Raw genomic sequence first — 24,786 nt, 5'->3', positions numbered from 1 at the left:
TATTTTTCCTCTCCTTTCCAATTTATTAAACAGAATCGTAGAGAACTTACACAAAAAAAGAGGCGCCCCCACTATTACTAGTGGAAGATCACCTCTCCTCTCTGCATTCACCTTGTTCTGATACTATTTCAATTCATACATTACGCTTAGCTGAGTTGTAACTTTAACTACTCCGGGTTGCACGGATGTGCTTGCACCAGCATCTGCTGCAGCCATATTCATTTTTAGATTCTGTTCAAAATAAACCGGAGTGACATCGCCATCATTTTGGCTGACCGTGATCACTTGACCCAAGCTGCGTTTAGCTGCCTTAGCTATAGCCCCTGCTTTAACATCTGCGTTCGCCATCGCCTTTTCAATCACCTGAGCTTCAAATGCAGAAGTATCTTCCACAGAAAAACGTGCATTTCCGATATTATTCGCCCCTGCCGCAGATGCAGCGTCCAGCAATTCACCAACCTTAGTCAGATCTCTATAAGACACTAACAGCGTATGATTGGCGTTGTACCCCTTCACTTGCTGTCCTTCTTTTTCGCTGTAACTATAATTGGGTTGCACATAAAACTGCGTGCTTTGAATATCTTTATCTGCAATTTTCCAAGTATTCTTCAGTAAAGTCATAATCTTCTGAATTTTAGCGGCATTGGTCTTCTGCGCTTCTTGCGCAGTTGTGGCCGTAGTATCCACACCGATGGTCAAGTATACGATATCCGGCTTGAGGGACAATTCGCCTTTACCTACTACACTAACGACATTTTTCTGCACTTCATCTGCGTAAGCCTTTGCAGGACCTTGGAAAACACCACTCATGCTGATCCCTCCAATTAACAAGCTCCCTACGATCATCACTGAACCAATTTTCTTCAATAAACCTTTCATATTTGCCAGCCCCTTTCATTTCTTGTGATTTGTTATTATCCTCTAGACGAGTCATTTTGGTAAATGTTGCACGTCTCAATCTATTTTTTGGTATTAAAAAAAGCCCCGAAGGGCTTTTGGTCATGCGATAAATAAAGTCTTCCTAGCAGAAACGACGTTGTCTTCCTATTATTGGTTCTCAAGCTCTTCTTTGCTGACCAGACTTGTCAAAGCGTTTACAGCTTGATCGGCATCCGCACCGTCCGCGCTAATGTAAATCTCCGTGCCGGAACTGATAGCGAGGCTCATAATCCCCATAATACTTTTAGCATTTACTTTTTTATCATCTTTTTCCACGAAAATCTCCGACGAAAACTTGTTAGCTTCTTGCACAAACAATGCTGCCGGTCGGGCATGAAGCCCTGTCTTCAACCGAACAACTACCGGGTGCTTTGTCATGAAACGCTTACCCCCTAATTGAGTTCTCCCCAAAAGTTTCACATTAATTTTATATTATTATATCATTATAACGTAAACCACACTAGAAAAAAAGTAATTAGCCGCCTCGAACCTTGTCCGCCAGCTCATCAATCTTACGAAGCCGATGATTTACTCCCGACTTACTGACTGTACCTTTGAGCATTTCACCAACCTCCTTGAGGTTGATATCTGGATGCGCCATTCGAATTTCTGCTACTTCACGCAGTTTATCCGGCAAATTCTCCAGTCCCATTTCTCGCTGCAACAGCTTGATATTCTCAATCTGCCGCACCGCAGCACTTATTGTTTTGTTGAGATTTGCGGTCTCGCAGTTCACGATCCGATTCACGGAATTACGCATATCGCGCATAATTCTTACATCCTCAAATTTGAACAACGCCTGATGCGCTCCAATCAAACTTAAGAATTCAATGATCTTCTCGCCTTCTTTAATGTAAAGAATGAATCCTTTTTTACGTTCAATGCAGCGTGCATTTAAGTGGAATTCCCCAGCCAGATCCACTAATGCTTTACAATGTTCCTCATACATCGAGGAAATCTCCAAATGGTAGGAGGAGCCTTCCGGATTATTAACCGATCCGCCAGCCAGAAAGGCACCACGCAAATAAGCACGCTTGCAGCAGTTATTCCCAACAATCTCATCATCAATACCATCGGTAAAAATAAATCCTTCCGACACAATTCTAAGATCCTTTAGGATCTCTTGTACACGGTTTGGAATTCTGACGATATAGACGTTATTTTTCTTCAAACGCATTTTTTTACGCACGAGTAGCTCAATATGGACCTGGTAATATTTCTTAAGTAAAGAATATACCCGCCTTGCAATCGCGGCGTTCTCCGTCGAAATGTCGAGAATAACCTTTTTGCTTGAAAGCTGCACAGATCCATTCATACGGATAAGCGCTGACATTTCCGCCTTCTCGCAGCAGGGTTCACTCTCCACCATCGTCAGCTCTTTTTTGGTAAGGGCCGCAAAAGACAAGGGTCTCACCTCTTTCTTGATAAGTACTTCATTCTCATCTATAAGTTATACCCTAGGGTTTCTGTTTATCCAATCCTGCACAAGCTGATAAATGTGATGGCTAAGCTTATCGGTATCATGTCTCAAATAAGTTCGGAATAAAACCAGTTTATCGGCTATAACCTTGTATCCATTGCCATCCAGCGCTTCTTTATCAAGCTGCACCGGGCGCGCGCCCTTCTCGGCGTACTTCGTCTGGACCTGTTCCGGAATCTCACCGTCATTAACAATAACATAATCGAATAAATCAATCCCGATATGATCATATACAGCTTGAAGATGATCGCTGACGGTATAGTTATCCGTTTCACCCGGCTGAGTCATTACGTTGCAGACGAAAATTTTGATAGCATTCGAAGATACAACCGCTTCTGCCAGTTTCGGAACAAGCAGGTTGGGAAGAATGCTCGTATACAGACTGCCAGGACCCAGCAGGATCGCATCTGCATTCCGAATCGCCTCAAGCGCTTCGGGCAACGGTTCTACATCTGGCGGCTCCAAGGACACTCGTCTGATGATCCCGCCAGCTTCAGGGATTTTGGACTCCCCTGTGATAATCGTGCCGTCCGACATTTCTGCATGCAGGATTACAGCCTCACCGGCCGCAGGCAATACCCGCCCGCGAACAGCGAATAATCGACTAAGCTCCCGAACAGCCGTAACGAAATCGCCGGATATATCCGTGAGCGCAGCAAGAATCAAGTTGCCGAGACTATGACCAGCTAGTCCCTCACCCGTGTTGAAACGGTATCTCATAATCTCTGCCATGAGCGGCTCAACATCAGCCATAGCTGTCAATACGTTGCGGATGTCCCCAGGAGGAGGCATTTGCAGTTCACTGCGTAAAATACCAGAGCTTCCCCCATCATCGGCAACGGTAACAATAGCAGTAATATCTAATGGCTTCTCTTTTAAACCACGAAGCATGACAGATAACCCCGTGCCACCGCCCATAACGACGATACGCGGACGCTGTCTTTGTTCTTCAGCCACTATGACCCCTTCTCTCTAGTGCCGATCACGCTCGGAATCCCGATGACTAACGGTTACGGATTCCGTCTCGCTAACGCCCAGCATTTTACCCAAATACTCGGATATGGCTACAGAACGGTGTTTACCTCCCGTACAGCCAATGCCAATGATAATCTGGGACTTACCTTCCTTACGATATTGCGGAATTAGAAAATGAAGCATATCGAGCAGTTTGGTCAGGAACACCTGTGTTTCAGGCCACTTCATTACATAATCGTAGACTTCACTATCCTGGCCGGTTTTAGGCCGCAGATGGTCCACATAATGTGGGTTAGGCAAGAAGCGGACATCGAAGACAAGATCTGCATCAATAGGGATACCGTACTTAAATCCGAAGGATGTAATATTGACGGAAAGCGTACTTTTTCCTAGATGCGAAAACCGTGAAATGATCTTCTCCTTAAGCTGCACAGGCTTCATACTGCTGGTATCTAAACATAACGTAGCTGAATTTTTCAATTCTTCAAGCATCTTACGTTCTAGCTTGATACCATCAAGCGGCAGCCCCTTAGGTGCTAATGGATGATGACGTCGACTTTCCTTGTAACGCTGAACAAGTACTGAATCTGTAGCATCCAAAAACAAGATCTCACAGCCAATGGTTGACTCATCCTTGATATAGGCAAGAGACTCAGACAAAGCAGTGAAGAATTCTCGACCACGCAGGTCAATTACAAGGGCTACCTTGGCAATCTTACCCTTCGACTGTTCAATTAGCTCTGCGAACTTGGGAATCAGCACCGGTGGTAAATTATCGACACAGAAGAACCCTAGGTCTTCCAGACTCTGTACAGCAATTGTCTTCCCCGCACCTGACATTCCCGTAATAATAATCAGGGTGGCTCCAGCCGTTGGGGTATTGTCCAATTCGGTCATAAAAGCGTCCCCTCCCTAGATTTAGTATATGAATACTTCCCGTCTTTTAAGAACGCAGCAAAAGGCCGGCAGCCCCAACAATACCTGCGTCATTGCCAAGCTCAGCTGGAATAATCGAAACACCAGTTTGAAGCGGAGCCGGTGTCAATTTCGCAAACACACGACGAACCTCATCAAATAGAATATCTCCAGCCTTAGACACGCCGCCGCCAACGATAAATACTTCAGGGTTAAGCACAGCCGCAACAGAAGCCATGGATTTACCCAGATAGTACGCTGCACGATTTACTATACGGATAGCTACTTCATCGCCAGCCTTAGCCGCATCAAAGACTTCTTTCGCAGCAATCTTCTCTACCATAGAGAGGGAAGTACGATCGCCACGAGCTACTGCATCATTAGCCATGCGGATAATACCTGTAGCGGAGGAAACGGTTTCCAGACAGCCCATGTTGCCACAGCCGCATTGAATAGCTTCCAGATCCGGCACTACTGTGATATGTCCAAGCTCACCAGCTAATCCCGCAAAACCTTGATAAATCTTTCCATTAATAATGATTCCGCCACCGACACCTGTTCCAAGCGTATAGCAGACACAGTTATCAACGCCACGTCCCGCACCACTCCAAGCTTCCCCCAGTGCAGCCACATTCGCATCATTGTCTATTTTGACAGGCTTGTTCCAACGATCTTCCAAAATGGAACGGATCGGCACATCTCTAAATCCTATGTTAGGCGCAAGGATGATGATTCCTTCACGAATATTTGTGAACCCGGCTACACCCGCTCCTACACCTGCAAGCTGATCCCAAGAGTACGGGGAATCCTCCACAATTTGGCGTACATACTTCTCGATATTATCGATAACAGTATCGACACCCTCTGCAGTTCCTGTAGGTCCCTCATAAGTATGTAGCAGGGTACCTTCAGCATTACAGATTCCAACCTTAATTGCAGTTCCACCCAAATCCACGCCAACGTAGATATTCTCAGACATGTAACAAGCCACCTTTTTTTATACTAAAATAGTTAATCCTAAGTACCAACTATAATAGAAGCCCTCTCTGTGGTCAAGGAAAGACAACACACCCGGGAATTCCTTATTTTAAGAGTATACTCTATTATATTCTAAAAAGACCCCCTTACGCCTAAGTAAGAGAGTCTTGTACCTATATTATTATCTGGAAAATAACCCAACGTACCGATTTATTCTGATAAAATGCGCTTTTGTCCCTCTAGTGCTCGGATAGGAGCGATATTCTGTGTGAACTCTAGCGTGCCCATATATTGGCCTGACTCGTCTCGTACAGCGAAGTAACGGATGTAGATAAACTTATCCTTGATGTTGATCCAGAAGTCTTCAGCATCCTTACGACCTGCCTTAAAGTCTTCCAAAAGCTTCTCTACCACATGAACACTTTGCGGGGGATGACAGTTCTGTACTGTACGGCCGATAACCGCTTTAGCTCGAGCAAAGATACGTTCCTTCCCGTGTGAAAAATATCGAACGACATCATTCTCGTCAATGAAGGTTAGATCTACAGGCAGATGGTTGAGTACGGTCTCGAGCTGATGCAGTGACAACAACCCTGTCTCAAAACGGATGAACCCGCCTTGCGGCGTCGCTCCTTCTGTTTCTTCCGGCACTGCGCCTTCCGGCTCTGCAGCCCGCTCAGGGATCCACTCCTGCTCCGGTGCGGTTAGGCAGAACCCGATCTCATCGCTCTCCCGGGCGATTTTGACCCATTCATCTTCCGTCAGTTTGTCCAGGGCCATGGGCAGTAGAATATTTTCTTCCTTAAAGATCATTTCATTAACTTCCTTGATGATCTCCTCAAGCTGAACGCCTATTTCTGCTGCATTTCCGCTATAAGTGCTGAGCGCTGCTTTTGCCTCTTTAATCATACGGCGGATATTATCATCCACTCCCCACATTACCTTGGTTGGGCCATAAATGCCGTATTTTTCGAGGTATGGGAACAGCAGATTTTCTTTTCGGCTATAGTGCTTATCAAGATCCAGCAGCAAGCTAAGATCCTCCAACAACTTGAAGATCAATTCCTCACTATCGTTCTTTTGAAACTTTGTTGCGTGCAGATCCATGCGGAAGTTAACAAGTCTTTCGATCTCACGATTCTCCAATTTGAAGGTGTGTACTGGATGGCCTGGCTGCTCCTCGGGCTTAGACGAGCGGTGAATCTGCTCAATAGAGCCTTTAAAGATGGCTGTATGCACCGAACAAAGACGTTGGACCTCGGATACCGGAATTCCTTCTTCGGTCATTAATGAATGCTCCATCGCGGAAATCTCCGCTACGGTAACATCACCCACAGCTTCGGCGAACCGCGCCTTAACCTCTTCTACACTTTTGCCTGCATGCAGCTCTTTAATAATTTCCTTAAGCATAGCCTGGCGACGAGTCTGTTCCGGCACATCAACTTCACGGTTGTTAATTAGTTCGCTCATATTAACACTCCTTTATTAAATAATCTCGAAACCATGACGTTCAAAAGTTAGCTTCACGTGCTCGAGATCCATTTTCTTCAGCTTAATTCCTTTGGATAAGGTCATGAAACGGCCAGCGGTCTGCAGCATGCCAGGCTTGGCAATATCCTTAAAGCCCAGCTCTACCATAATCTCGATGACCTCCGGATGCCGTGATACCATCTCGAATATAGATTCATCCAAACTCAGCACTTTTTCCATTTGACTCTTCTCCTTTATGTGAGAACTATTCTCAATAAAAGATTAGCACAGGCCGTACAGGACCATTGTGATTGCAATCACTAATTTCCAAGAATGCAATTATCGTTCTTTTAAAGACGAATTATGTATGCTTTGAACCTACAAAAAACTGTCCCCTACGCTTAAAAAGCATAAGAGACAGCCTGATCTGTCATTAATTAATTATTTATTATAGCGTTACTCCTGTTTTGAATATGGAGATCTCACGGAAATTATTCTTTTCATTATTAACCCATTCACCGCTGGCCACCGAAATAATATAGTTTATGAAGCTGCGCAGGACCTCATCTGGAGAACCATCTTCCACCAATACACCTGCATTAAAATCGATCCAGTGACGTTTGCCTTCATACAATGGGGTATTGGTAGATACCTTCATCGTTGGCACGAATGTACCAAATGGTGTTCCCCGCCCGGTCGTAAAGATCACCAATTGGCAGCCAGCAGCAGCCAGTGCAGAGGAAGCCACTAGATCATTGCCAGGTGCGTTAAGGAGATTTAAGCCTTTGTTAGTGATAAGCTCTCCATACTTGAGTACATCCATCACTGTAGCGTTCCCGGATTTTTGAGTACAACCCAATGATTTATCCTCAAGCGTAGTAATCCCTCCGGCTTTATTCCCTGGAGAAGGATTTTCATATACCGGCTGTTTATAGTCCATAAAATACTGCTTAAAGTCATTAATGAGATCGACAATTTTGTGGAAAATAGTTTCGTCCGCAGCACGTTCCATTAGAATTTTTTCGGCACCAAACATTTCAGGCACTTCAGTCAGTACAGTGGTCCCGCCTTGAGCAGCCATATAATCAGACAGACGTCCAAGGAGCGGATTCGCAGTAATACCGGATAACCCGTCGGAGCCTCCACATTTCAGACCGATCTTCAGCTCGGAGAGTGATACTTCTTCCCGTTGATCGCCTTGTACATTATTGTAGATTTCCTTCAGCAGCTTCACGCCTTCTTCAATCTCATTCCCAACCTCTTGGGAGACAAGGAAACGCACACGATCCTCATCATAGCTGCCAAGCATATCTTTAAAAATATGCAAATTGTTATTCTCACAGCCCAATCCGAGCACAAGCACGCCGCCCGCATTCGGGTGTTTAACCGCGTTAGCCAGAATCGTTCGCGTATTGTCATGATCATCGCCCAGCTGGGAGCAACCGTAATTATGCTTAAGCACGAGCACGTTATCGAAAGGTGCGATATCCCCAACCTCTGCTTTGAAAATATTGATGATCTGCTCCGCCACTCCATTCACACAACCAACAGTAGGGACGATCCACAGCTCATTGCGGATACCTACGGATCCATCAAAGCGGCGATACCCCTTAAAGGTCAAATTCTCCGCTGTAAAAGGATTCGGCGTCAGCTTCTGCTCAAAGGTATATTCCTCTACCCCTGTTAGGTTTGTCTTAGTGTTATGGGTATGCACCCACTGCCCCGGCGCGATAGACGCTATAGCATGACCAATGGGGTAACCATATTTCAATACGTTTTCACCTTCGCTAATGCTGGATAGTGCAATTTTATGGCCTCTAGCGATATCTTCAGTAATTTTAATCTCTTTTGAACCAATCACAATGGTGTCGCCTGCTTTATAGTCTTTAAGTGCAACAGCGACATTATCAGCCTCATTAATCTGCAATACTTCTTTCATCGTCTTGATCATATCATTGTCACCTCCAGGGTATTAGTTGTGTGCCGGTCTCTTCACGTACGCTTTTAACGCTTGCTTCATGCCATTTTTCTCAATCGCAATCAGTCCTTCTGTCACCTTGTCAGTAAGTCCAGCCACTTCATTCAGATCACAGCCCCAGCGATTGGTTGCGGCAAGTACTTCGACGGCCAGTGCGCGCAGCCCGGTGTCTGTGCCATCCCACCCTCCCCATAAGGAGGCGAACCATTCCAAAATATCCGCATCATCAGCCAGTTGAATGTCTTCTTCCCCTCTGCGTCCTCTATAGAAGGCAATTAATGCGCTCAATGAGAAGACAAGCTTTTCAGGCAATTGTCCTTTGGCCTCTACATATCGCAGTAAAGAAGGCAGATCTCTTGTCTTAAACTTCGATATAGAATTGAGGGAAATGCTCATCAAGTAATGCTGCACATAAGGGTTCAGGAATCTTTCTAATACCGCGTCTGCAAAAGAATTCAATTCCTCTGCCGGCAGATCCAGCGTTGGTATAATCTCATCGTAGATTAAGGACTTCACGTACGCCCCAACCTCTTCGTGCTCAATGGCCTCAGCAACCGTATCAATACCGTACAAATACGCTACTGGTGTCATAGCTGTATGAGCTCCGTTTAAAATCCTCACTTTACGAGTCCGATAAGGGGCCATATCATCCACCACCAACACATTAAGACCTGCTAGTTCAGCCGGGAACTCCTTTTTAATCCACTGTGGTCCTTCAATTACCCAAAGATGGAATTGCTCGCCGACAACGACCAGCTTATCCTCATAACCCAACTCTTCTGTAATCTCGGCAATGCTGTCTCTTGGATAACCGGGAACAATGCGGTCCACCAGACTGCAGCAGAAGGTATTAGCTTCATTCAACCAGTTCACAAAACCTTCTCCAAGATTCCACAGCTCAGCATATTTCAAAATAACCTTTTTGAGCTCATCACCATTCCGGTCAATCAGCTCACATGGAATGATGATAAAACCTTTAGAAGCATCCCCATTAAAAATTTGATAACGTTTGTACAATAAGGCCGTCAGCTTGCCCGGGAAACTACTCTGCGGCGTATCGGTTAACTTGTCGCCGGCTTCAAAAGCAATTCCCGCTTCAGTAGTATTAGACACGATAAAGCGCAGCTCAGGGTTCTCAGCCAGCTTCATATACTCCTCATGCTGTGAATAGGGATTAAGCGTCCGCGTAATACAATTAATTACCTCGTGCTCTTTTACAGCCGCTCCGTCTTTAATGCCTTGCAGATAAAGGGTATACAGCCCATTCTGATCATTTAGCATTTCCGCCAGTCCGTTAGCCAGCGGCTGTACAACAACCACTCCACCATTGAAATCCGTTTTTTGATTCATGGTATGAATCTGCCAATCTACAAAAGCGCGCATGAAATTGCCTTCGCCAAATTGTAGGACCTTCTCAGGATACTGCTTGTAAGCTGTCCAATTATCGCTATTTAATCTTTTCATATAAACGCCTCCTAATAGTAAATGCACACGATAAACTAATTAAACAAACTATATAAAATCATATTTATATTGATAATTAATTAAATATATGCACACGTGAAAATTTTAGATAGCAACCCTTTACGATAGTAAAGGATTAGGCTGCTATACGCAGCCTCTACTTCTGCAACTTCCTGACTGATTCTCTGGCAATAAGCTCTGTCTCGATCGAGATCCGCCCGTCTTTTTCTGAGGGCTCCTTGACCAAGCTTAACAGCTGGCGAGCGCCTTGCTCACTAATCTTCTCAATAGGACGTTTGACCGTGGTGAGTGAAGGATTGGCAAAAAGTGAAAACCCAATGTCGTCAAAACCAACAACAGAGATATCATTTGGCACCTGCAGCCCTCGCTCAAACACACCTTTCATAGCCCCAATCGCCATATCATCATTGGAGCAAAATACAGCAGTTGGTGGTTTCTCGAGATCCAGTAGCTTGCCCATCGCCTCATATCCACTTTGCATATCATAATTACCACTTATCATGTAGTCATTACGAACAGGGATATTATGGTCAATCAAAGCTTTTATAAAGCCATCTCTGCGTTCCTGTGTGGATTTAAAGCCCTCGACACCTTCAATAATTGCAATGTCTTGATGCCCGTTTTCGATCAGGTATTTGCCTGCATTATAAGCACCTTCCCGGTCGTTCGAGATGATGTTGATAATGGAGCGGTCATCAATTTCCCGGTTCAGCACAACGATTGGAATGCCTTGCTGGACAACATGGTAAATGAATTTATTATCTGCTTCACTCTGGCTCATTAGAATAATTCCATCAAAACGTTTGCGATGAATAGAGGAATATTCCGCATAATCGTCGATCCCACGGATGAACAGATTGTACTCTACATCTATGACACTATTTACACCACGAATCGTGTCAGAGAAGAAACCCGAAGTTGTGCCGTTGGCAATACTCGTGAAGAACAGACCAATGGTATAGGATCGCTGCATCACAAGGCTTTTGGCATTGTAATTAGGGACGTAGCCCACTTGCGCAGCGATCTCGGCAATTTTTTTACGTGTGACCTCTTTAATTAGTGGACTATTGTTAAGTGCTCTCGATACAGTTGTATGCGATACATTCGCCAATTTGGCGATATCCTTGATTGTAGGTGCCATGGGTCAACCTTCCTTATCAAACGGGTTTGGCTCTTCCATGTAAGGATATCATAACGATTACCTAGTCACCAATGCCTGTTTCGAGAAATTAAAATAATGATCAGCGTTATTGTAACAGATGTTCTCAATCATACTGCCCAGTAACTCCATATCATCCGGGGCTTCTCCAGCCTCTACCCAAGAGCCTACCAGATCACACAAGATTCTTCTAAAGTACTCATGTCTGGTATACGATAAAAAGCTTCTGGAGTCTGTTAGCATCCCAACAAATTGGCTAAGTACGCCTAGATTAGCAAGTGTCTTCATCTGTTCCAGCATGCCGTCTTTATTGTCGTTGTACCACCATGCGGTTCCGAATTGAATCTTGCCTGGAATACCACCGCCCTGGAAGCTGCCCATTAAACTGGCAATAACATGATTATCATTAGGGTTCAGTGAGTACAAAATGGTCTTAGGCAATGCATTCTCACGATCCAGCGCATCGAGCAGACCCGCCAAAGGCTTAGCAATCACGCCGTCATTGATGGAATCATAACCCGTGTCAGGTCCGAGACGTCCGAACATTACGCTGTTGTTATTCCGAAGCGCATGAATATGGAATTGCATCGCCCAACCCAGCTCGTTATACAATTTGCCGAGGAATACTAGCGTGAATCCTTTATATTTCTTTTCTTCACTCTCACTTACAGTGCCTTCATGAAGTGCTTTAGCAAATATAGCTGTAGCTTCCTCCAAGGTAGTAGGCTCAAACATTACCGCATCCAAAGCATGGTCAGATACACGGCCGCTTCTGGCATGGAAGAATCTAACTCTGCTCTCCAATGCTGCAAGAAACTGTCCGTAATTCTCAACAGCCATTCCCGAAACTTCGCTTAGCTGGGCTACCCACGGCTGGAAGGTAGGACGGTTGATTTCAAGCGCTTTATCTGGCCGGAATCCCGGCACAACGCTAGCATTGAACCCACTCACATTACTGATTTTCTCATGATATTCTAGATTATCTACAGGATCATCGGTAGTACAAACCGTAGTCACCTTCGATTTAATGATCAAATCTCTTGCTCCGAATCCTTCACTTTGTAGCTGTCTATTCACTTCATCCCAAATTTTTGGTGCGTTAGCTTCATTCAGCAACTCATATACACCGAAGAAACGTTGCAGCTCCAGATGCGTCCAATGGTATAGCGGATTCCCGATAATCATCGGAACCGTTCTAGCCCAGGCCATAAATTTATCATAATCACTGGCATCGCCAGTAATGAATTTCTCTTCTATACCGTTAGCGCGCATCACTCTCCATTTATAATGGTCGCCATACAGCCAAGCTTCGGTAATATTGTTGAACGTTTTGTTCTCATAAATTTCTTTTGGACTGAGGTGGCAATGATAATCGATAATGGGCATGTCTTTCGCATGATTATGAAATAGCTTAATTGCGGTCTCGCTCGACAATAGAAAGTTCTCATCCATGAATTTTTTACTCATGAGGTTTGCTGCTCTCCTTTAAGTTCGAATGGGAGTTACACAAAGTTTAACGTGAACATTAATTTAATCAGTTGATTTCCCAATAAATATTTTAAACTTAAAATCATTGCTTGTAATAGGTATTAATATAAATTGTTCACGTTAACATTATATCTTCATTGTAAACGTATTTTTAAAATGCGCAAGTCTTTTTATAAGGACATTGTTACAGTTATTTTAACTTCTGAGCGGTAATAAATAAACAACATATTTAATTTCCGGACACGGCCCCACCATTATAAAAAAAGCAGGCAACCTTTTAGAAAAAGGATAACCTGCTTATATGTCATCGGACTACGATTTCTCGCAAAATTAACTATCCAGTGTTTCGCTCCAGTCATGCACCATCGTGCCCTCTAGGTACTTCTCGGCATCCATTGCTGCCATACAGCCAGATCCGGCTGCAGAAATTGCCTGACGATAACGGGTATCCTGCACGTCGCCACAAGCGAATACGCCCGGGATGTTCGTTTCTGTCGTTCCAGGGTTGACCACAATGTAGCCGTTGGTATCGGTCGTAATTTGTCCCCCTAAAAATCCGGTGTTCGGCGTGTGCCCGATCGCGACAAACACTCCGTCCGCTTCGATGAGTTCATCAATTCCCGTCTCATTGTTGCGAACCGTCAGCCCTTTAACGCCAGACTCGTCGGTTGTAACCTCAAGCGGTGTACGGTTAAGAGCCCACGATACCTTACTGTTATCCCGTGCGCGAGCCTGCATAATCTTCGAAGCTCTAAGCTCATCACGACGGTGAACCAATGTTACATTGGAAGCGAATCGGGTTAAAAAGCTGGCTTCCTCCATCGCTGAATCTCCACCACCGACGACAATAATCTTTTTGCCACGGAAAAAGAATCCGTCACAAGTAGCACAAGTGCTGACCCCACGGCCCACATTCTCCTGCTCCCCGGGGATTCCTAAATATCTGGCAGATGCGCCGGTTGAGATGATCACTGACTCCGCTTCTAATACTCCCAATCCATCTACAGTCACTTTAAATGGACGCTGTGAAAAATCAACTGAATCCACCCAGCCATTCTTAAATTCAGCTCCAAAACGTTCAGCCTGCTTGCGCATGTTGTCCATTAAATCCGGGCCTAGAATTCCTTCAGGAAAGCCTGGGAAGTTCTCGACTTCTGTTGTCGTTGTCAGTTGTCCACCTGGTTGCATACCTTCAATCACAAGTGGGTTTAGGTTGGCACGTGCCAAATAAATTGCAGCAGTAAGCCCGGCTGGGCCTGTTCCGATTACAATCGTTTTGTACATAACAGTGGCCTCCTCACAATAGGGTTTATTTAGAAGAAACGGGCCCTTTTTTGGCATGCATAGCCGCCTTCGGTGCCCCTATAAGGAACATTAGCGTTTACGCAAGACATATAAAAAGGGCTCCGTTTCTACGAAATACTACATGATCGATTTAGATATTCTCGGTAAATGGCGGAAGACTGTCGCTCACACTTCCCTCGAAACTACATTCCTCATCTATGCGCCGAGCATAACGACTGACCATAGATACAGAAACATTGTAACGCTGAGCTACTTCACGATAGGTGACCGGCAGGTTATGCGTTTTAGCAATTAGATATTCTAAGGCAGCACACCAGCCATTCGCATGACGGATAAACGGAATATCCGGATAAAGGCTGCTCAGAAATTGCTTCCAAAGTAATTCAGCATCTTTTTTGTGGATTGCATCATATCTTCGATCCATCATACTAAGGGTCTGATCGATAACTTTCTGCCAATCCTCTCTCCATTCCGGCAGTCCCTTCAGACGCGGGGAAGAGGTTTCTTTGACTTCCTGAAGCACATTCTCTTCAGGAACACTTCCAATCAGCCGCTGCAGACTAAGAAGTGCCGCTTCTTGCAGCTTTTCTTCCTGCAAGGGCTGCTGCTTCAGAAGTCCTTGCAGAATTTCGGACATCTCTTCATCTTCAATCCACCGCAGAGCTTCTGTAACCTGAAGCTTCGTATTGGCATCCCCGTAGCGGAGCGCCCAGAAGAAGGAAGAGCGAAGCAGCGGATTGTTCCGTACCTCTTCGGTAAAGCTGCCCTTGTTGTCCTTCCACAGCTTCAGCTGCTCCTGAAAAGGAAGCTGATAGTTGTAGCTGACCAGCGACAGCGTTTTGCCTTCCCCCTGCGCCTGCTGCAGCTGAGCTAGAAAAAATCTCGGCACAGCCGATTCCGGATCGAGCTTAGCCGCCTTCTGCCAGCAGCGCTGGGCTTCTGTATACAGGCCACTATTGCTGGCAGCAGCCGCACAATAATGATAGAGACTGGCGTCGCCACCGACCTCTTCATCCTTCAACAGACGTCTAAAATGGCCATAGGCGGTTCTATGGCGTCCCAGAATCCCCATGGTGGTGGCCATTTTGAACAGATGCTCCTGATGAAACGGAATAGTGGTCTCCAGAAGGCGTAACAATCCATCCAGTTGTCCGCGGTCACCTTCATACTGAAGGAAGATCGCTAAGTTACAGAGTGCATGCAGATTCCCGGAGTCCTGCTCCAGCACCCGCATAATACATTCCTTAGCTTTGGTAAAACGACCCATGTAAAAATACGCTAGGGCTAGGTTGTTATGTGCCGCCAGGAAGTCAGGCGTATTGCTCACAATCTCTTCAAGCAAAGTGACGGCTTGTGTAAACTTGCCCTCCTCCAACAGTGCTCGGGCTCGCTCATGCTCTATTACACCTTCCCGGCTTCTAATCCGGATAAGTGGAGCAGGACGGTCCAGCTCATATTGCAGCAGCTCCATCAATTCTTCCGATTCGGCCAGAAATTCACCGTTCACATCTTCTTCGAGATAAGTGACGAGTGAGCGTTCTGCCTCCTCATAGCTTTCCATATTGGCGAAGTTGTTAGCCATATAGAAATAACATTCCGTCATTGCCGGATCAATATTCTCCAGTACATGGGTTAAAATGTCGTTGGATGCTTCATAATTACCCATTTCTGATAATACGCCAGCCACGTTGCAATGATTGACCGGATTCTCCGGCTCGTACTCTACAGCTTTGCGAAAATTCTTTAATGCCTTATCATATTGAAAGCGATCCAAGGACCGAACGGCTCTTTCAAAGAAAAAATTGGCATTCAGAGTTACAGGAATCACATTATCATTCCCCAGTTCATACTCTGAAGTTCTCTCAATCATGGAAGCAAGGCACCTCCCTTATAAGAAGCTTCCTTATACTAACGAAAAATAGGAGGGCGGCGCCCTATGGGGTATGCCGGAGCTCCATCCTTAATCGCTATTCCGTTCCCTTATTGGGCGCGGGTATCTCCACACAGTATACCACATGTGACAGCGAGAATCTCAAGTTGAGAAAGACTCTACCACTCTGCTTACAACATCTTTTTTGACAAAAAATAAAAAAGACGGGGAATTAAATTCCCGCGTCTCTAAATAGCTTATCGATTGAACCACCCTCAAGGATGATGTGCGTAGCCTGGGCAAGCATCGGTGCAACAGATAATACCGTAAACCGACTTGAATGGTCATCAGGCAGTGCAATAGAATCTGTCGTAACCACTTCCTGAATAGAAGGATGGTCAAGCCGCTGTAGCGCGGGCCCTGAGAATAATCCGTGCGTCGCGCAGACAATACTGTCCTTCGCACCTCTCTCCTTCAGACCTTCTACCACATTCACAATGGTCGTCCCAGTATCGATCAGATCCTCAATAATGATTGGTGTCCGTCCCTCGACATCACCAATCACATGAGTGATTACCGATTCATTATGGGCTGGACGCTTCTTGATCATAATGGCAAAAGGTGAATCCAGCTTATTCGCCAGCTTCTCAGCCATAGACGCACGCCCTGCATCCGGGGAAACAATGACCAGATCAGACATTGCCTTGGCTTTCAAATGGCTGCTGATCAAATCGAGTGCAGTCAGATGATCGACCGGAATGTTGAAAAAGCCTTGAATCGCCGCTGCGTGTAAATCGATAGTGATCACGCGGGTTGCTCCAGCGGTCGTCAGCACATCAGCCACCATCTTAGCCGAGATCGGCTCACGAGGTGCGGACTTCCGCTCCTGCCGAGCATATCCATAATACGGCACAATAATGTTCACTGTGCGAGCTGAAGCCCGTTTGGCAGCATCTATCATCACCAGCAGTTCCACGAACATCTCATTAATGGGATGCGAAAGGGATTGCACCAAAAATACGTCGCAGTTCCGGATGCTTTCTTCGTAATGAACGTAAATCTCGCCGCTCATGAAGCGGGTCAGCTTTATCTGCCCCAATTCAACACCAAGTCGCTCCGCAATATCAGCCGCTAACTTTGGATTCGACGAACCGGAAAAAATACGTAATTGTTGATGATGCATAATACCCTCCTGCGGATTATAAATTATTATAGTTTGAACTGAACAGTGGTACGGCGGCGTCCCTCAAATACAGCCAGCTCACGAAAACCAGTGTGCCAAAGCATGCTACGCGCCTCTTGCAGCCCGTCCCCCAGCTTGGCAGGATCATGTGCATCGGAGCCTAATGTCAGCGGTATGCCGAGCCTTAGGGCCTCCTGTAGCAGATGCTCTGCCGGGAACATCTCAGCGCAAGGCTTCGTAAGTCCGGAAGCATTCAGCTCCATGGCGATTCCACTATCCGCTATAACCTTTAAGGTCTCTAGCTCCAGCGCCTTCACCTCAGCCTTGCCCTCCGGTGTTTGTGGACCATAACCGAACCGTTTAATAACATCCATATGTCCTATAATATCATATAATCCCGATAACGCCGACTTCTTTACCGCATCGTAATAAAGACGATATACCTCTAGCGCATCTTTGCCTTCCCAACCATGAACCTGGCGATGATCCGTTATATCCCACTCCCCAAGAAAATGCACAGAACCTATAAGATAATCCCATGGATACGGTGACAAAACCTCGCGGATTTGCTCTTCGTAGCCTTCGATATAATCGGCTTCCAGCCCCACCCGCAGATCTATGACTCCACGGTAACGCTCCTTTAGGGTTAGACATTCCTCCACGTAACGAGGCAGCTCAGCCATTGGCATAGCCATTTCAGGATAATAGCTGGCGGGATCTACGTGGATAAGCGGCAAGTGGTCAGATAACCCCAGCTGCTGAAGTCCAAGCTCTATCCCGCGCTGCACGTACTCCTCAAGCTTACCCACGGCATGGCCACAGCGTTCATGATGCGTGTGGTAATCAATATGCATCACTCAGTCCCCCTTAGTACTGATCCCGGCGTGGGCGTTCGTGACGGGTACTCAACTCTTCCATAATCTCATCCAGTGGAAGCTTACGTTCTTGCAGCAATACCAACAGATGATAGATCAGATCGCTGACTTCAAGGCGCAGCTCGGCGTTATCTTTATTTTTGGCGGCAATAATGGTCTCGGAAGCTTCCTCGCCTACCTTTTTGAGGATCTTATCCACGCCTTTATCAAACAAATAAGTGGTATACGCGCCTTCCGGGCGTTCCACTTCCCGCTCAGCAATCACACGCTCCAGCTCACCAAGAACAGCAAAACGCTCACCATCTGTCAAACTAGACACTGGTTTCGAAGCATCTGTTGTTGGGTTATTCAAAGGAATCTCACGGAAAAAGCATGACGTAGCTCCAGTATGGCAAGCTGGTCCTTCAGGCACAACCTTCACGAGTAGTGTGTCGCTATCACAATCATAGGATATGGAGGTAATAGCTTGTGTGTTGCCTGAGGTTCCGCCTTTATGCCAAAGTTCGCTGCGTGAGCGGCTCCAAAACCAAGTCTGACCACTCTCCAGTGATAGCTGTAACGATTCGGAGTTCATATAAGCAACCATCAGTACCTCTAAACTGCTAGCATCCTGAACAACCGTAGGCACCAGACCGGCTTCATTCCAGCGAATGCCTGCCAGAGCTTCTTTTTGGCTTATTGTTGTATTCTTTTGTGTTTCGCTCATCGGATTTCTACCCCTTTTTGCTTCAAATCTGCCTTTAAATCATTAATTGCAATCTCTTTATAGTGAAAAATGGTCGCCGCAAGTCCCGCATCGGCTTTCCCTTCCGTAAATACATCGTAAAAATGCTCCTTCTTCCCAGCGCCGCCAGAAGCAATCACAGGAATGCTGAGCAAATCGCATACTGCCGAGGTTAGCTTCAGATCGAAGCCGTCTTTTGTGCCATCTGCATCCATACTAGTGAGCAAAATCTCGCCTGCGCCCAGCTTCTCAGCTTCTTTAGCCCAAGCCAGAGCACGGATGCCCGTGGGCTTACGCCCGCCATGAGTGTACACTTCCCATTCACCAAAAGCCTCATTATATTTAGCATCTATCGCTACTACAATACACTGGGAGCCAAATCGGCGAGCGCCGTCCAAAATTAACTGAGGATTAGTGATGGCTGCCGTATTAATGCCGATTTTATCTGCGCCTGCACGAAGAATCCTTTTCATATCATCAGTTGTAGAGATCCCTCCACCCACTGTAAAAGGAATGGCAATCTCACCGGCGGTCTGCCGCACAACCTCGATCATCGTTGCTCTACCTTCCACGGAAGCCGATATATCGAGAAACACAAGCTCATCTGCGCCCTCGCGGTCATACAGCGCCGCTAGCTCTACCGGATCTCCAGCATCACGCAGATTCACAAAGTTAACGCCTTTGACTACCCGTCCATCCTTAACGTCAAGACAGGGGATGATACGTTTTGCTAACATTATGAAATCCCCCTTTCTTTAAAAAGCGTTTCAAGCGCCTAAAGTGTGTCGGTCCCCCTAAAGCCCTCTTAGCCCAAGGGGAGCCCAAGGGCCCCTGCCCTTTGGAAACCTTGATTGTTGGCATGGCGGATCATAGCCCACCCGGCTGAACCATAGCCCACACTACTGAACATGTGCTATGATCGCTAACCCCTTCGGGGCCGCTTCCTAGATCCATAACACCTTCATGTTCCGCGGTTTTGGCCCTTATGTGGTCGGAAGGGCTCGCGCCACCTGCAAGCCCACGAGTATTTAGTTGCACAACGTGCAGTTATTTTATCAGCCTTTTTGCAAGCCACTCTTTTAACTGCATTTCGTACAACTAAATCTGAGGATGAGCTTATAAATCAACTCATCTCTGAGTTATAGCTGCACGAAATACAACTAAATTAGCTAATCAGCTCTAAATGTGAAAAATAGCTGTATAAAGTACACTTAAATCATCATCCGAGGAAAAATACCCTTCCCGCCGCCTAATTACGCCTATTGTAGCAGATTGTGCAGCGGGTTTTAGCCGATAATCAGCTTAGTTCAACATTCTATTGCACTCAGTGCAATAGAATCGAACTCATACCCTCTAGTTGAGCAGTGTGTTGCATTTCGTGCAATAGTTTCCTGTAGAATCCACGAAAAGGAGATTTTTAACCAGTTTTGATTGTACAAAGTGAAACACATTAGCTAGTTGGGTTTGTTGCTTTATTGGTCAGCTGGTTTGTTTTAGCTCTTTTGTTGCTTTGTTGTTTAGCCCTTTTGCTGGTTTACTAGTTTGTTCGTTTAACTTTTGCTAGTTTGCTTCTCTGGGCGTTCATTTAATTATTATTAGTTACTCATTTACTGTTACGTCTATTTCTTTTATCCACTGCTCATTGGATTGCTCAACTGTTGTCTTTTTGTTCATTCGCTCGTCTATTAATTTAGTTTGGTGATTTGGTGATATGTGTTCACTACGTTACTGTTAAGTCTATTTCTTTAACCCACTGTTGGTTCTGTCTGTTTCATTGATCCACTATTCCTTGGCTAACCCATGTCGTCTTTTTGTTCATCCGCTCATCAATTAGCGCGTTCGCCCAACGCTACTTCTGCCTAAGCGCTCGCAAAGCTTCAGAAAGATCAATATTGCCCGTGTATAACGCCTTGCCAACAATAGCTCCACCCACACCGCTGCCGTTGTGCACGTTCAGACGCAACAGATCATCAAGACTGGTGACTCCGCCGGAGGCGATCACTGTTTTACCGCTGGCTTGCGCCATGGACAGGATACCGTCCACGTTCGGCCCCTGCATCATCCCGTCACGGGAGATGTCGGTGTAAATGAACGTCTCGGCTCCTTTTGCCGCCAATTCTTTGGCAAGAGCTTCAGCACGAACTTCGGAAGTGTTCAGCCAGCCGTGTGTAGCAACATAACCGTTGCGCGCATCAATGCCAATCGCTACTTTATCGCCGTATTTTGCCAATACCTCTTCGGTAAAAGCATGATCGTTAATCGCAGCAGTACCGATAATGACGCGGCTAACGCCAAGTCCGAGCAATTTCTCTACGTCCGCAAGATTGCGAAGACCGCCGCCCACCTGCACAGGAACGTTAGCATTAGCAGCAATAGCCCCGATGATCGCATCGTTCACAGGATGACCTGCTTTCGCACCATCTAAGTCCACCAAATGAATGAACTTTCCACCTTGCTCTTCCCATGATTTTGCCACCTTTAGTGGACTATCATTGTATATCGTTTCCTGATTGTAATCCCCCTGCTGCAGCCTGACGCATTTTCCATCCCGGATATCAATCGCCGGATATACAATAAAAGAAGACATTTGGCGCTCCCCACTTTCGTTACATTATATTTATAGCGTGGCTTACGCCCGCTCTCTCTTAATCTTCAAGTATAAACGCCTTCGTCGTCCTTATAAGGACCGTAAGCGTTTAAGCGAGAAATATAAGGATAAAGTGTATTGTGAAACTTATACTTTCTTATATTTCAAAAAATTACCCAACAGCTTGATTCCCAGCTCTCCGCTTTTTTCCGGATGGAACTGCATACCGAACACATTATCTTGCCCGACAATAGCCGTGACTGGGTAACCATAATCTGTGACAGCCAGCAGATCACTCTCTTTTGCTACAAGCGCGTGATAAGAGTGGACAAAATACACATGCCCCTCCTCAAGGCCAACAAAAAGCGGATTCTCCGGCTGTCTAAAGCTGAGCTTGTTCCACCCCATATGCGGCACCTTATAGCCATCTCTAGGAGCGAACCGCACCACTGAACCCGAGAGAATATCTAGCCCCTCATGGCTGCCATGCTCTTCACCGGTGCTAAACAACAGCTGCATGCCAAGACAGATCCCAAGCAGAGGCTGCTCTCCAGCGGCTACCTGTTTGACGACAAGATCCAAACCATTCTCCCGCAGATGCCCCATCGCATCGCCAAATGCACCGACACCTGGCAGAATGACACTATCAGCAGCGAGAATTTGCTCGGCATCACCCGTCACTACACACTCATAACCGAGACGTTCTACCGCCTTGCTCACACTGTGCAGGTTGCCCATGCCATAATCGACGATTGCAACAGTCATCCTACAGCACTCCCTTCGTAGAAGGCACACCCTTCACACGTGGATCAATCAAAGTTGCCTCATCCAGCGCCCGTCCAAGCGCTTTGAATACAGCCTCAATCATGTGATGAGTGTTAGAACCGTAGTGTACGATAACATGCAACGTAATCCGTGCTTCGAGCGCGAACTTCCACAGGAACTCCTGAACAAGCTCCGTCGAAAAGCTGCCTACCTGCTGTGAAGGATAGGTTGCACGATATTCAAAGTGCGGGCGATTGCTGATATCGATCACAACCTGCGCCAAAGCTTCATCCATCGGTACAAAAACACTCGCATAACGTTTGATTCCTTTTTTATCACCCAGTGCTTCGTGCAGCGCCTGCCCTAGGCAGATCCCAATGTCTTCAACCGTGTGGTGGTCATCAATCTCGATGTCTCCACGCGCCTGTACAGACAGGTCAAATTGTCCGTGCTTCGTGAACAGATCCAACATATGATTCAGAAAAGGAACATCCGTCTCCAGCTCTGAAACTCCACTTCCATCTACATTAAGAGACAACTTTATATCCGTCTCGTTTGTTTTGCGGCTTAATCCAGCTTGGCGCAAGGCCTGTTCGTTATTGTTCTCCATATCCGTCTCCACCTTTTCCTTCGTTCTTGAGTCGAATCTCAATGGCTCGTGCGTGGCCTTCTAACCCTTCGCGGCGTGCCAGCTCTATAATGGTCTTCCCATCACGCAAGAGTGCTTCCTTACTGTAATAGATCAGACTTGATTTTTTAATAAAATCATCCACATCCACTGGTGACGAGAAACGTGCGGTCCCATTGGTTGGGATAATATGATTTGGCCCGGCAAAATAATCACCCACGGGCTCAGAGCTATACGCTCCCAGGAAGATGGCTCCAGCATTCTCAATGCTGCCTACGAGGCCCATAGGATCTTCGACAACAATCTCCAGATGTTCTGGTGCCAGTCTATTCACTACGGAGATCCCTTCCTCCATAGATTCCACAACAATGATCGCGCCGTAATTCTCTACGGAAGAACGGGCGATCGCCTGACGCGGCAGTTCTTGCAGCTGACGCTCCACTTCGGCCGCCACGCTATCCGCCAGGCTCTGCGATGGCGTGACCAGAATCGCCGAGGCCATCTCGTCATGCTCGGCCTGCGAGAGCAGATCCGCTGCGACATAGGCCGGCTCAGCGGTCTCATCTGCCAGCACGACAATTTCGCTTGGACCCGCGATACTGTCGATATCCACGGCGCCATATACCTCGCGTTTAGCCAGCGCAACGTATATGTTGCCGGGTCCACATATTTTATCTACCGGCGCTATGCTCTCCGTACCAAAAGCCAAAGCAGCTACCGCCTGTGCTCCGCCCACACGGTAGATTTCATTCACACCTGCTTCTGCGGCAGCAACCAGGATATAAGGGTCAATCCCTTCTTTGCCGCCGGTGGATGGCGGAGTCACCATGACGATCTCCGGCACACCCGCGATCTGTGCTGGGATCACGTTCATCAGCACCGAGGAGGGATAAGCTGCTTTGCCACCAGGTACATATACCCCTACCCGCTTCAGCGGACGAATAATCTGCCCCAAGATCGTGCCATCCGGCTGCAAGTCCATCCATGAATTCCGTTTCTGTCTGGCATGGAACGCCCGGATATTGGCTGCAGCCGCTTGAATAGCGGATACGAAAGATTGCTCTACTCGGCCATATGCTGCCTGAAGCTCTTCCGGGGTTACCCGCAGCTGATTCGGCGTAAGTACGACCCGGTCAAATTGCTCCGTATAGCGAAGAAGCGCCGTGTCTCCTTCTTTTTTAATGGCGGCCACAATTTCCTTTACCGCCTGATTTTGCTCTGGCGTACCATACTCCACTTCCCGCTCTAGCTTAAAGTCCTTGCTCGACACAACCTTCATCGCTGGTTCCTCCCTTTACCCCTAACATCTGTTGCCGCCTACCGCAAATTAGGTTGCCCTATAACTGCCTGTAGTCGGTCACACAGTTGCTGTATCTCTTCATTTTTCATCCGATAGCTCACACGATTCGCCACCAGGCGGCTTGTAATTTCGAATATACTCTTCATTTCGATTAATCCGTTGTCCCGCAGCGTTTGCCCGGTCTCTACCATATCCACGATACGATCGGCCAGACCAATCAGTGGTGCAAGCTCGATGGATCCATTCAGCTTCACGACCTCGACCTGTTGGCCCTGCTCCCTAAAATACCTTGAAGCTACATTCGGATATTTCGTCGCTACACGCTGCTGAATCCCCGGCTGCCAGTTCGGCAATCCGATGATAGACATCCGGCAGCGGGCAATGCCAAGATCAAGCAGCTCGTATACATCACGATCTTCCTCCAGCAAAACATCCTTGCCCACGATCCCAATATCCGCCACGCCATATTCTACATATGTAGGTACATCTACTGGTTTCGCCAATATAAACTCCATCCCTGCCTCAGGCAGCGGAATAACAAGCTTGCGTGATGCCTCACCGTCCGGTGGAATCGGAAGACCTGCCTGGCGGAACAGCTCAGCAGCCTTTTCGTAAATCCGGCCTTTTGGCATAGCCACCTTCAATATCTGTGCCATTGTTAAGTTGCCTCCTTTTCCATCTC

Annotated in this window: 23 protein-coding genes; all 23 read right to left on the bottom strand. The window is 46.6% G+C overall.

Annotation, left to right across the window (positions count from 1 at the left end):
- Window positions 1-123: 123 nt before the first annotated feature.
- The 23 genes from PODO_RS00880 to hisG all read right to left on the bottom strand — a co-directional run bounded on the left by PODO_RS00880 (window position 124) and on the right by hisG (window position 24,760).
- Window positions 124-879: an SIMPL domain-containing protein gene (locus PODO_RS00880; RefSeq protein ID WP_036687108.1), complete on the bottom strand. Its 756-nt coding sequence runs from the start codon at window positions 877-879 to the stop codon at window positions 124-126.
- Window positions 880-1,047: 168 nt separating this feature from the next.
- Entirely contained in the window at window positions 1,048-1,317 is a 270-nt protein-coding gene (locus tag PODO_RS00875) for an HPr family phosphocarrier protein (RefSeq protein WP_036687106.1), read from the bottom strand.
- 97 nt (window positions 1,318-1,414) lie between these two features.
- The gene (gene whiA / locus PODO_RS00870; RefSeq protein ID WP_036687104.1) at window positions 1,415-2,344 is read right to left on the bottom strand and encodes a DNA-binding protein WhiA; all 930 of its coding nucleotides are present in this window, start codon (window positions 2,342-2,344) and stop codon (window positions 1,415-1,417) included.
- Between the two features lie 45 nt (window positions 2,345-2,389).
- Window positions 2,390-3,337 (bottom strand): gluconeogenesis factor YvcK family protein, encoded by a 948-nt coding sequence (locus PODO_RS00865; RefSeq protein ID WP_169744815.1) that lies wholly within the window; start codon window positions 3,335-3,337, stop codon window positions 2,390-2,392.
- Window positions 3,338-3,391: 54 nt separating this feature from the next.
- On the bottom strand, window positions 3,392-4,291 hold the full coding sequence (rapZ, locus tag PODO_RS00860; protein ID WP_036687099.1) for an RNase adapter RapZ: 900 nt from the start codon (window positions 4,289-4,291) through the stop codon (window positions 3,392-3,394).
- 46 nt (window positions 4,292-4,337) lie between these two features.
- Entirely contained in the window at window positions 4,338-5,288 is a 951-nt protein-coding gene (locus PODO_RS00855) for an ROK family glucokinase (RefSeq protein ID WP_036687097.1), read from the bottom strand.
- 209 nt (window positions 5,289-5,497) lie between these two features.
- Window positions 5,498-6,757, bottom strand: coding sequence for a DUF438 domain-containing protein (locus PODO_RS00850; protein ID WP_038568120.1), 1,260 nt, complete (start codon window positions 6,755-6,757; stop codon window positions 5,498-5,500).
- Window positions 6,758-6,772: 15 nt separating this feature from the next.
- Window positions 6,773-6,997, bottom strand: coding sequence for a DUF1858 domain-containing protein (locus PODO_RS00845; protein ID WP_036687092.1), 225 nt, complete (start codon window positions 6,995-6,997; stop codon window positions 6,773-6,775).
- A gap of 208 nt (window positions 6,998-7,205) precedes the next feature.
- Window positions 7,206-8,696 (bottom strand): UxaA family hydrolase, encoded by a 1,491-nt coding sequence (locus PODO_RS00840; protein ID WP_038573987.1) that lies wholly within the window; start codon window positions 8,694-8,696, stop codon window positions 7,206-7,208.
- Window positions 8,697-8,729: 33 nt separating this feature from the next.
- Complete coding sequence (locus PODO_RS00835) at window positions 8,730-10,199, bottom strand: tagaturonate reductase (RefSeq protein ID WP_038568116.1); 1,470 nt, start codon at window positions 10,197-10,199, stop codon at window positions 8,730-8,732.
- A gap of 157 nt (window positions 10,200-10,356) precedes the next feature.
- Entirely contained in the window at window positions 10,357-11,361 is a 1,005-nt protein-coding gene (locus PODO_RS00830) for a LacI family DNA-binding transcriptional regulator (RefSeq protein ID WP_038568114.1), read from the bottom strand.
- Window positions 11,362-11,418: 57 nt separating this feature from the next.
- Complete coding sequence (gene uxaC / locus PODO_RS00825) at window positions 11,419-12,846, bottom strand: glucuronate isomerase (RefSeq protein ID WP_038568112.1); 1,428 nt, start codon at window positions 12,844-12,846, stop codon at window positions 11,419-11,421.
- Window positions 12,847-13,197: 351 nt separating this feature from the next.
- On the bottom strand, window positions 13,198-14,151 hold the full coding sequence (gene trxB / locus PODO_RS00820) for a thioredoxin-disulfide reductase (protein WP_036687084.1): 954 nt from the start codon (window positions 14,149-14,151) through the stop codon (window positions 13,198-13,200).
- A 151-nt stretch (window positions 14,152-14,302) separates the two neighbouring features.
- The gene (locus tag PODO_RS00815) at window positions 14,303-16,042 is read right to left on the bottom strand and encodes a tetratricopeptide repeat protein (RefSeq protein ID WP_051491491.1); all 1,740 of its coding nucleotides are present in this window, start codon (window positions 16,040-16,042) and stop codon (window positions 14,303-14,305) included.
- 232 nt (window positions 16,043-16,274) lie between these two features.
- Window positions 16,275-17,225: a ribose-phosphate diphosphokinase gene (locus tag PODO_RS00810; RefSeq protein ID WP_036687083.1), complete on the bottom strand. Its 951-nt coding sequence runs from the start codon at window positions 17,223-17,225 to the stop codon at window positions 16,275-16,277.
- A 26-nt stretch (window positions 17,226-17,251) separates the two neighbouring features.
- Window positions 17,252-18,079 (bottom strand): histidinol-phosphatase HisJ, encoded by an 828-nt coding sequence (gene hisJ, locus PODO_RS00805; protein ID WP_038568109.1) that lies wholly within the window; start codon window positions 18,077-18,079, stop codon window positions 17,252-17,254.
- Between the two features lie 13 nt (window positions 18,080-18,092).
- Window positions 18,093-18,806 (bottom strand): bifunctional phosphoribosyl-AMP cyclohydrolase/phosphoribosyl-ATP diphosphatase HisIE, encoded by a 714-nt coding sequence (gene hisIE / locus PODO_RS00800; RefSeq protein ID WP_036687080.1) that lies wholly within the window; start codon window positions 18,804-18,806, stop codon window positions 18,093-18,095.
- Window positions 18,803-19,561 (bottom strand): imidazole glycerol phosphate synthase subunit HisF, encoded by a 759-nt coding sequence (gene hisF, locus PODO_RS00795; RefSeq protein WP_036687077.1) that lies wholly within the window; start codon window positions 19,559-19,561, stop codon window positions 18,803-18,805. Before hisF ends, hisIE begins: the two co-directional genes overlap by 4 nt.
- Before the next feature lie 1,112 nt (window positions 19,562-20,673).
- Complete coding sequence (gene hisA, locus PODO_RS00790; protein ID WP_038568106.1) at window positions 20,674-21,411, bottom strand: 1-(5-phosphoribosyl)-5-[(5-phosphoribosylamino)methylideneamino]imidazole-4-carboxamide isomerase; 738 nt, start codon at window positions 21,409-21,411, stop codon at window positions 20,674-20,676.
- A gap of 147 nt (window positions 21,412-21,558) precedes the next feature.
- Window positions 21,559-22,176, bottom strand: a complete 618-nt coding sequence (gene hisH, locus PODO_RS00785) for an imidazole glycerol phosphate synthase subunit HisH (protein ID WP_038568103.1) — start codon at window positions 22,174-22,176, stop codon at window positions 21,559-21,561.
- 1 nt (window position 22,177) lies between these two features.
- On the bottom strand, window positions 22,178-22,786 hold the full coding sequence (gene hisB, locus PODO_RS00780) for an imidazoleglycerol-phosphate dehydratase HisB (protein ID WP_036687073.1): 609 nt from the start codon (window positions 22,784-22,786) through the stop codon (window positions 22,178-22,180).
- Window positions 22,773-24,083, bottom strand: coding sequence for a histidinol dehydrogenase (gene hisD / locus PODO_RS00775; protein ID WP_036687064.1), 1,311 nt, complete (start codon window positions 24,081-24,083; stop codon window positions 22,773-22,775). Before hisD ends, hisB begins: the two co-directional genes overlap by 14 nt.
- Window positions 24,084-24,121: 38 nt before the next feature.
- Window positions 24,122-24,760 carry an ATP phosphoribosyltransferase gene (hisG, locus tag PODO_RS00770; protein WP_036687062.1) on the bottom strand — a complete coding sequence of 213 codons (639 nt, stop codon included), beginning with the start codon at window positions 24,758-24,760 and terminating at the stop codon, window positions 24,122-24,124.
- Between the last annotated feature and the right edge of the window lie 26 nt (window positions 24,761-24,786).

The organism is Paenibacillus odorifer, assembly GCF_000758725.1.
GTDB classification, from domain to species: Bacteria; Bacillota; Bacilli; order Paenibacillales; family Paenibacillaceae; genus Paenibacillus_AQ; species Paenibacillus_AQ odorifer.
The sequence above is the reverse complement of the archived record's forward strand: the minus strand, read 5'-3'. Positions and strand labels throughout refer to the sequence as shown.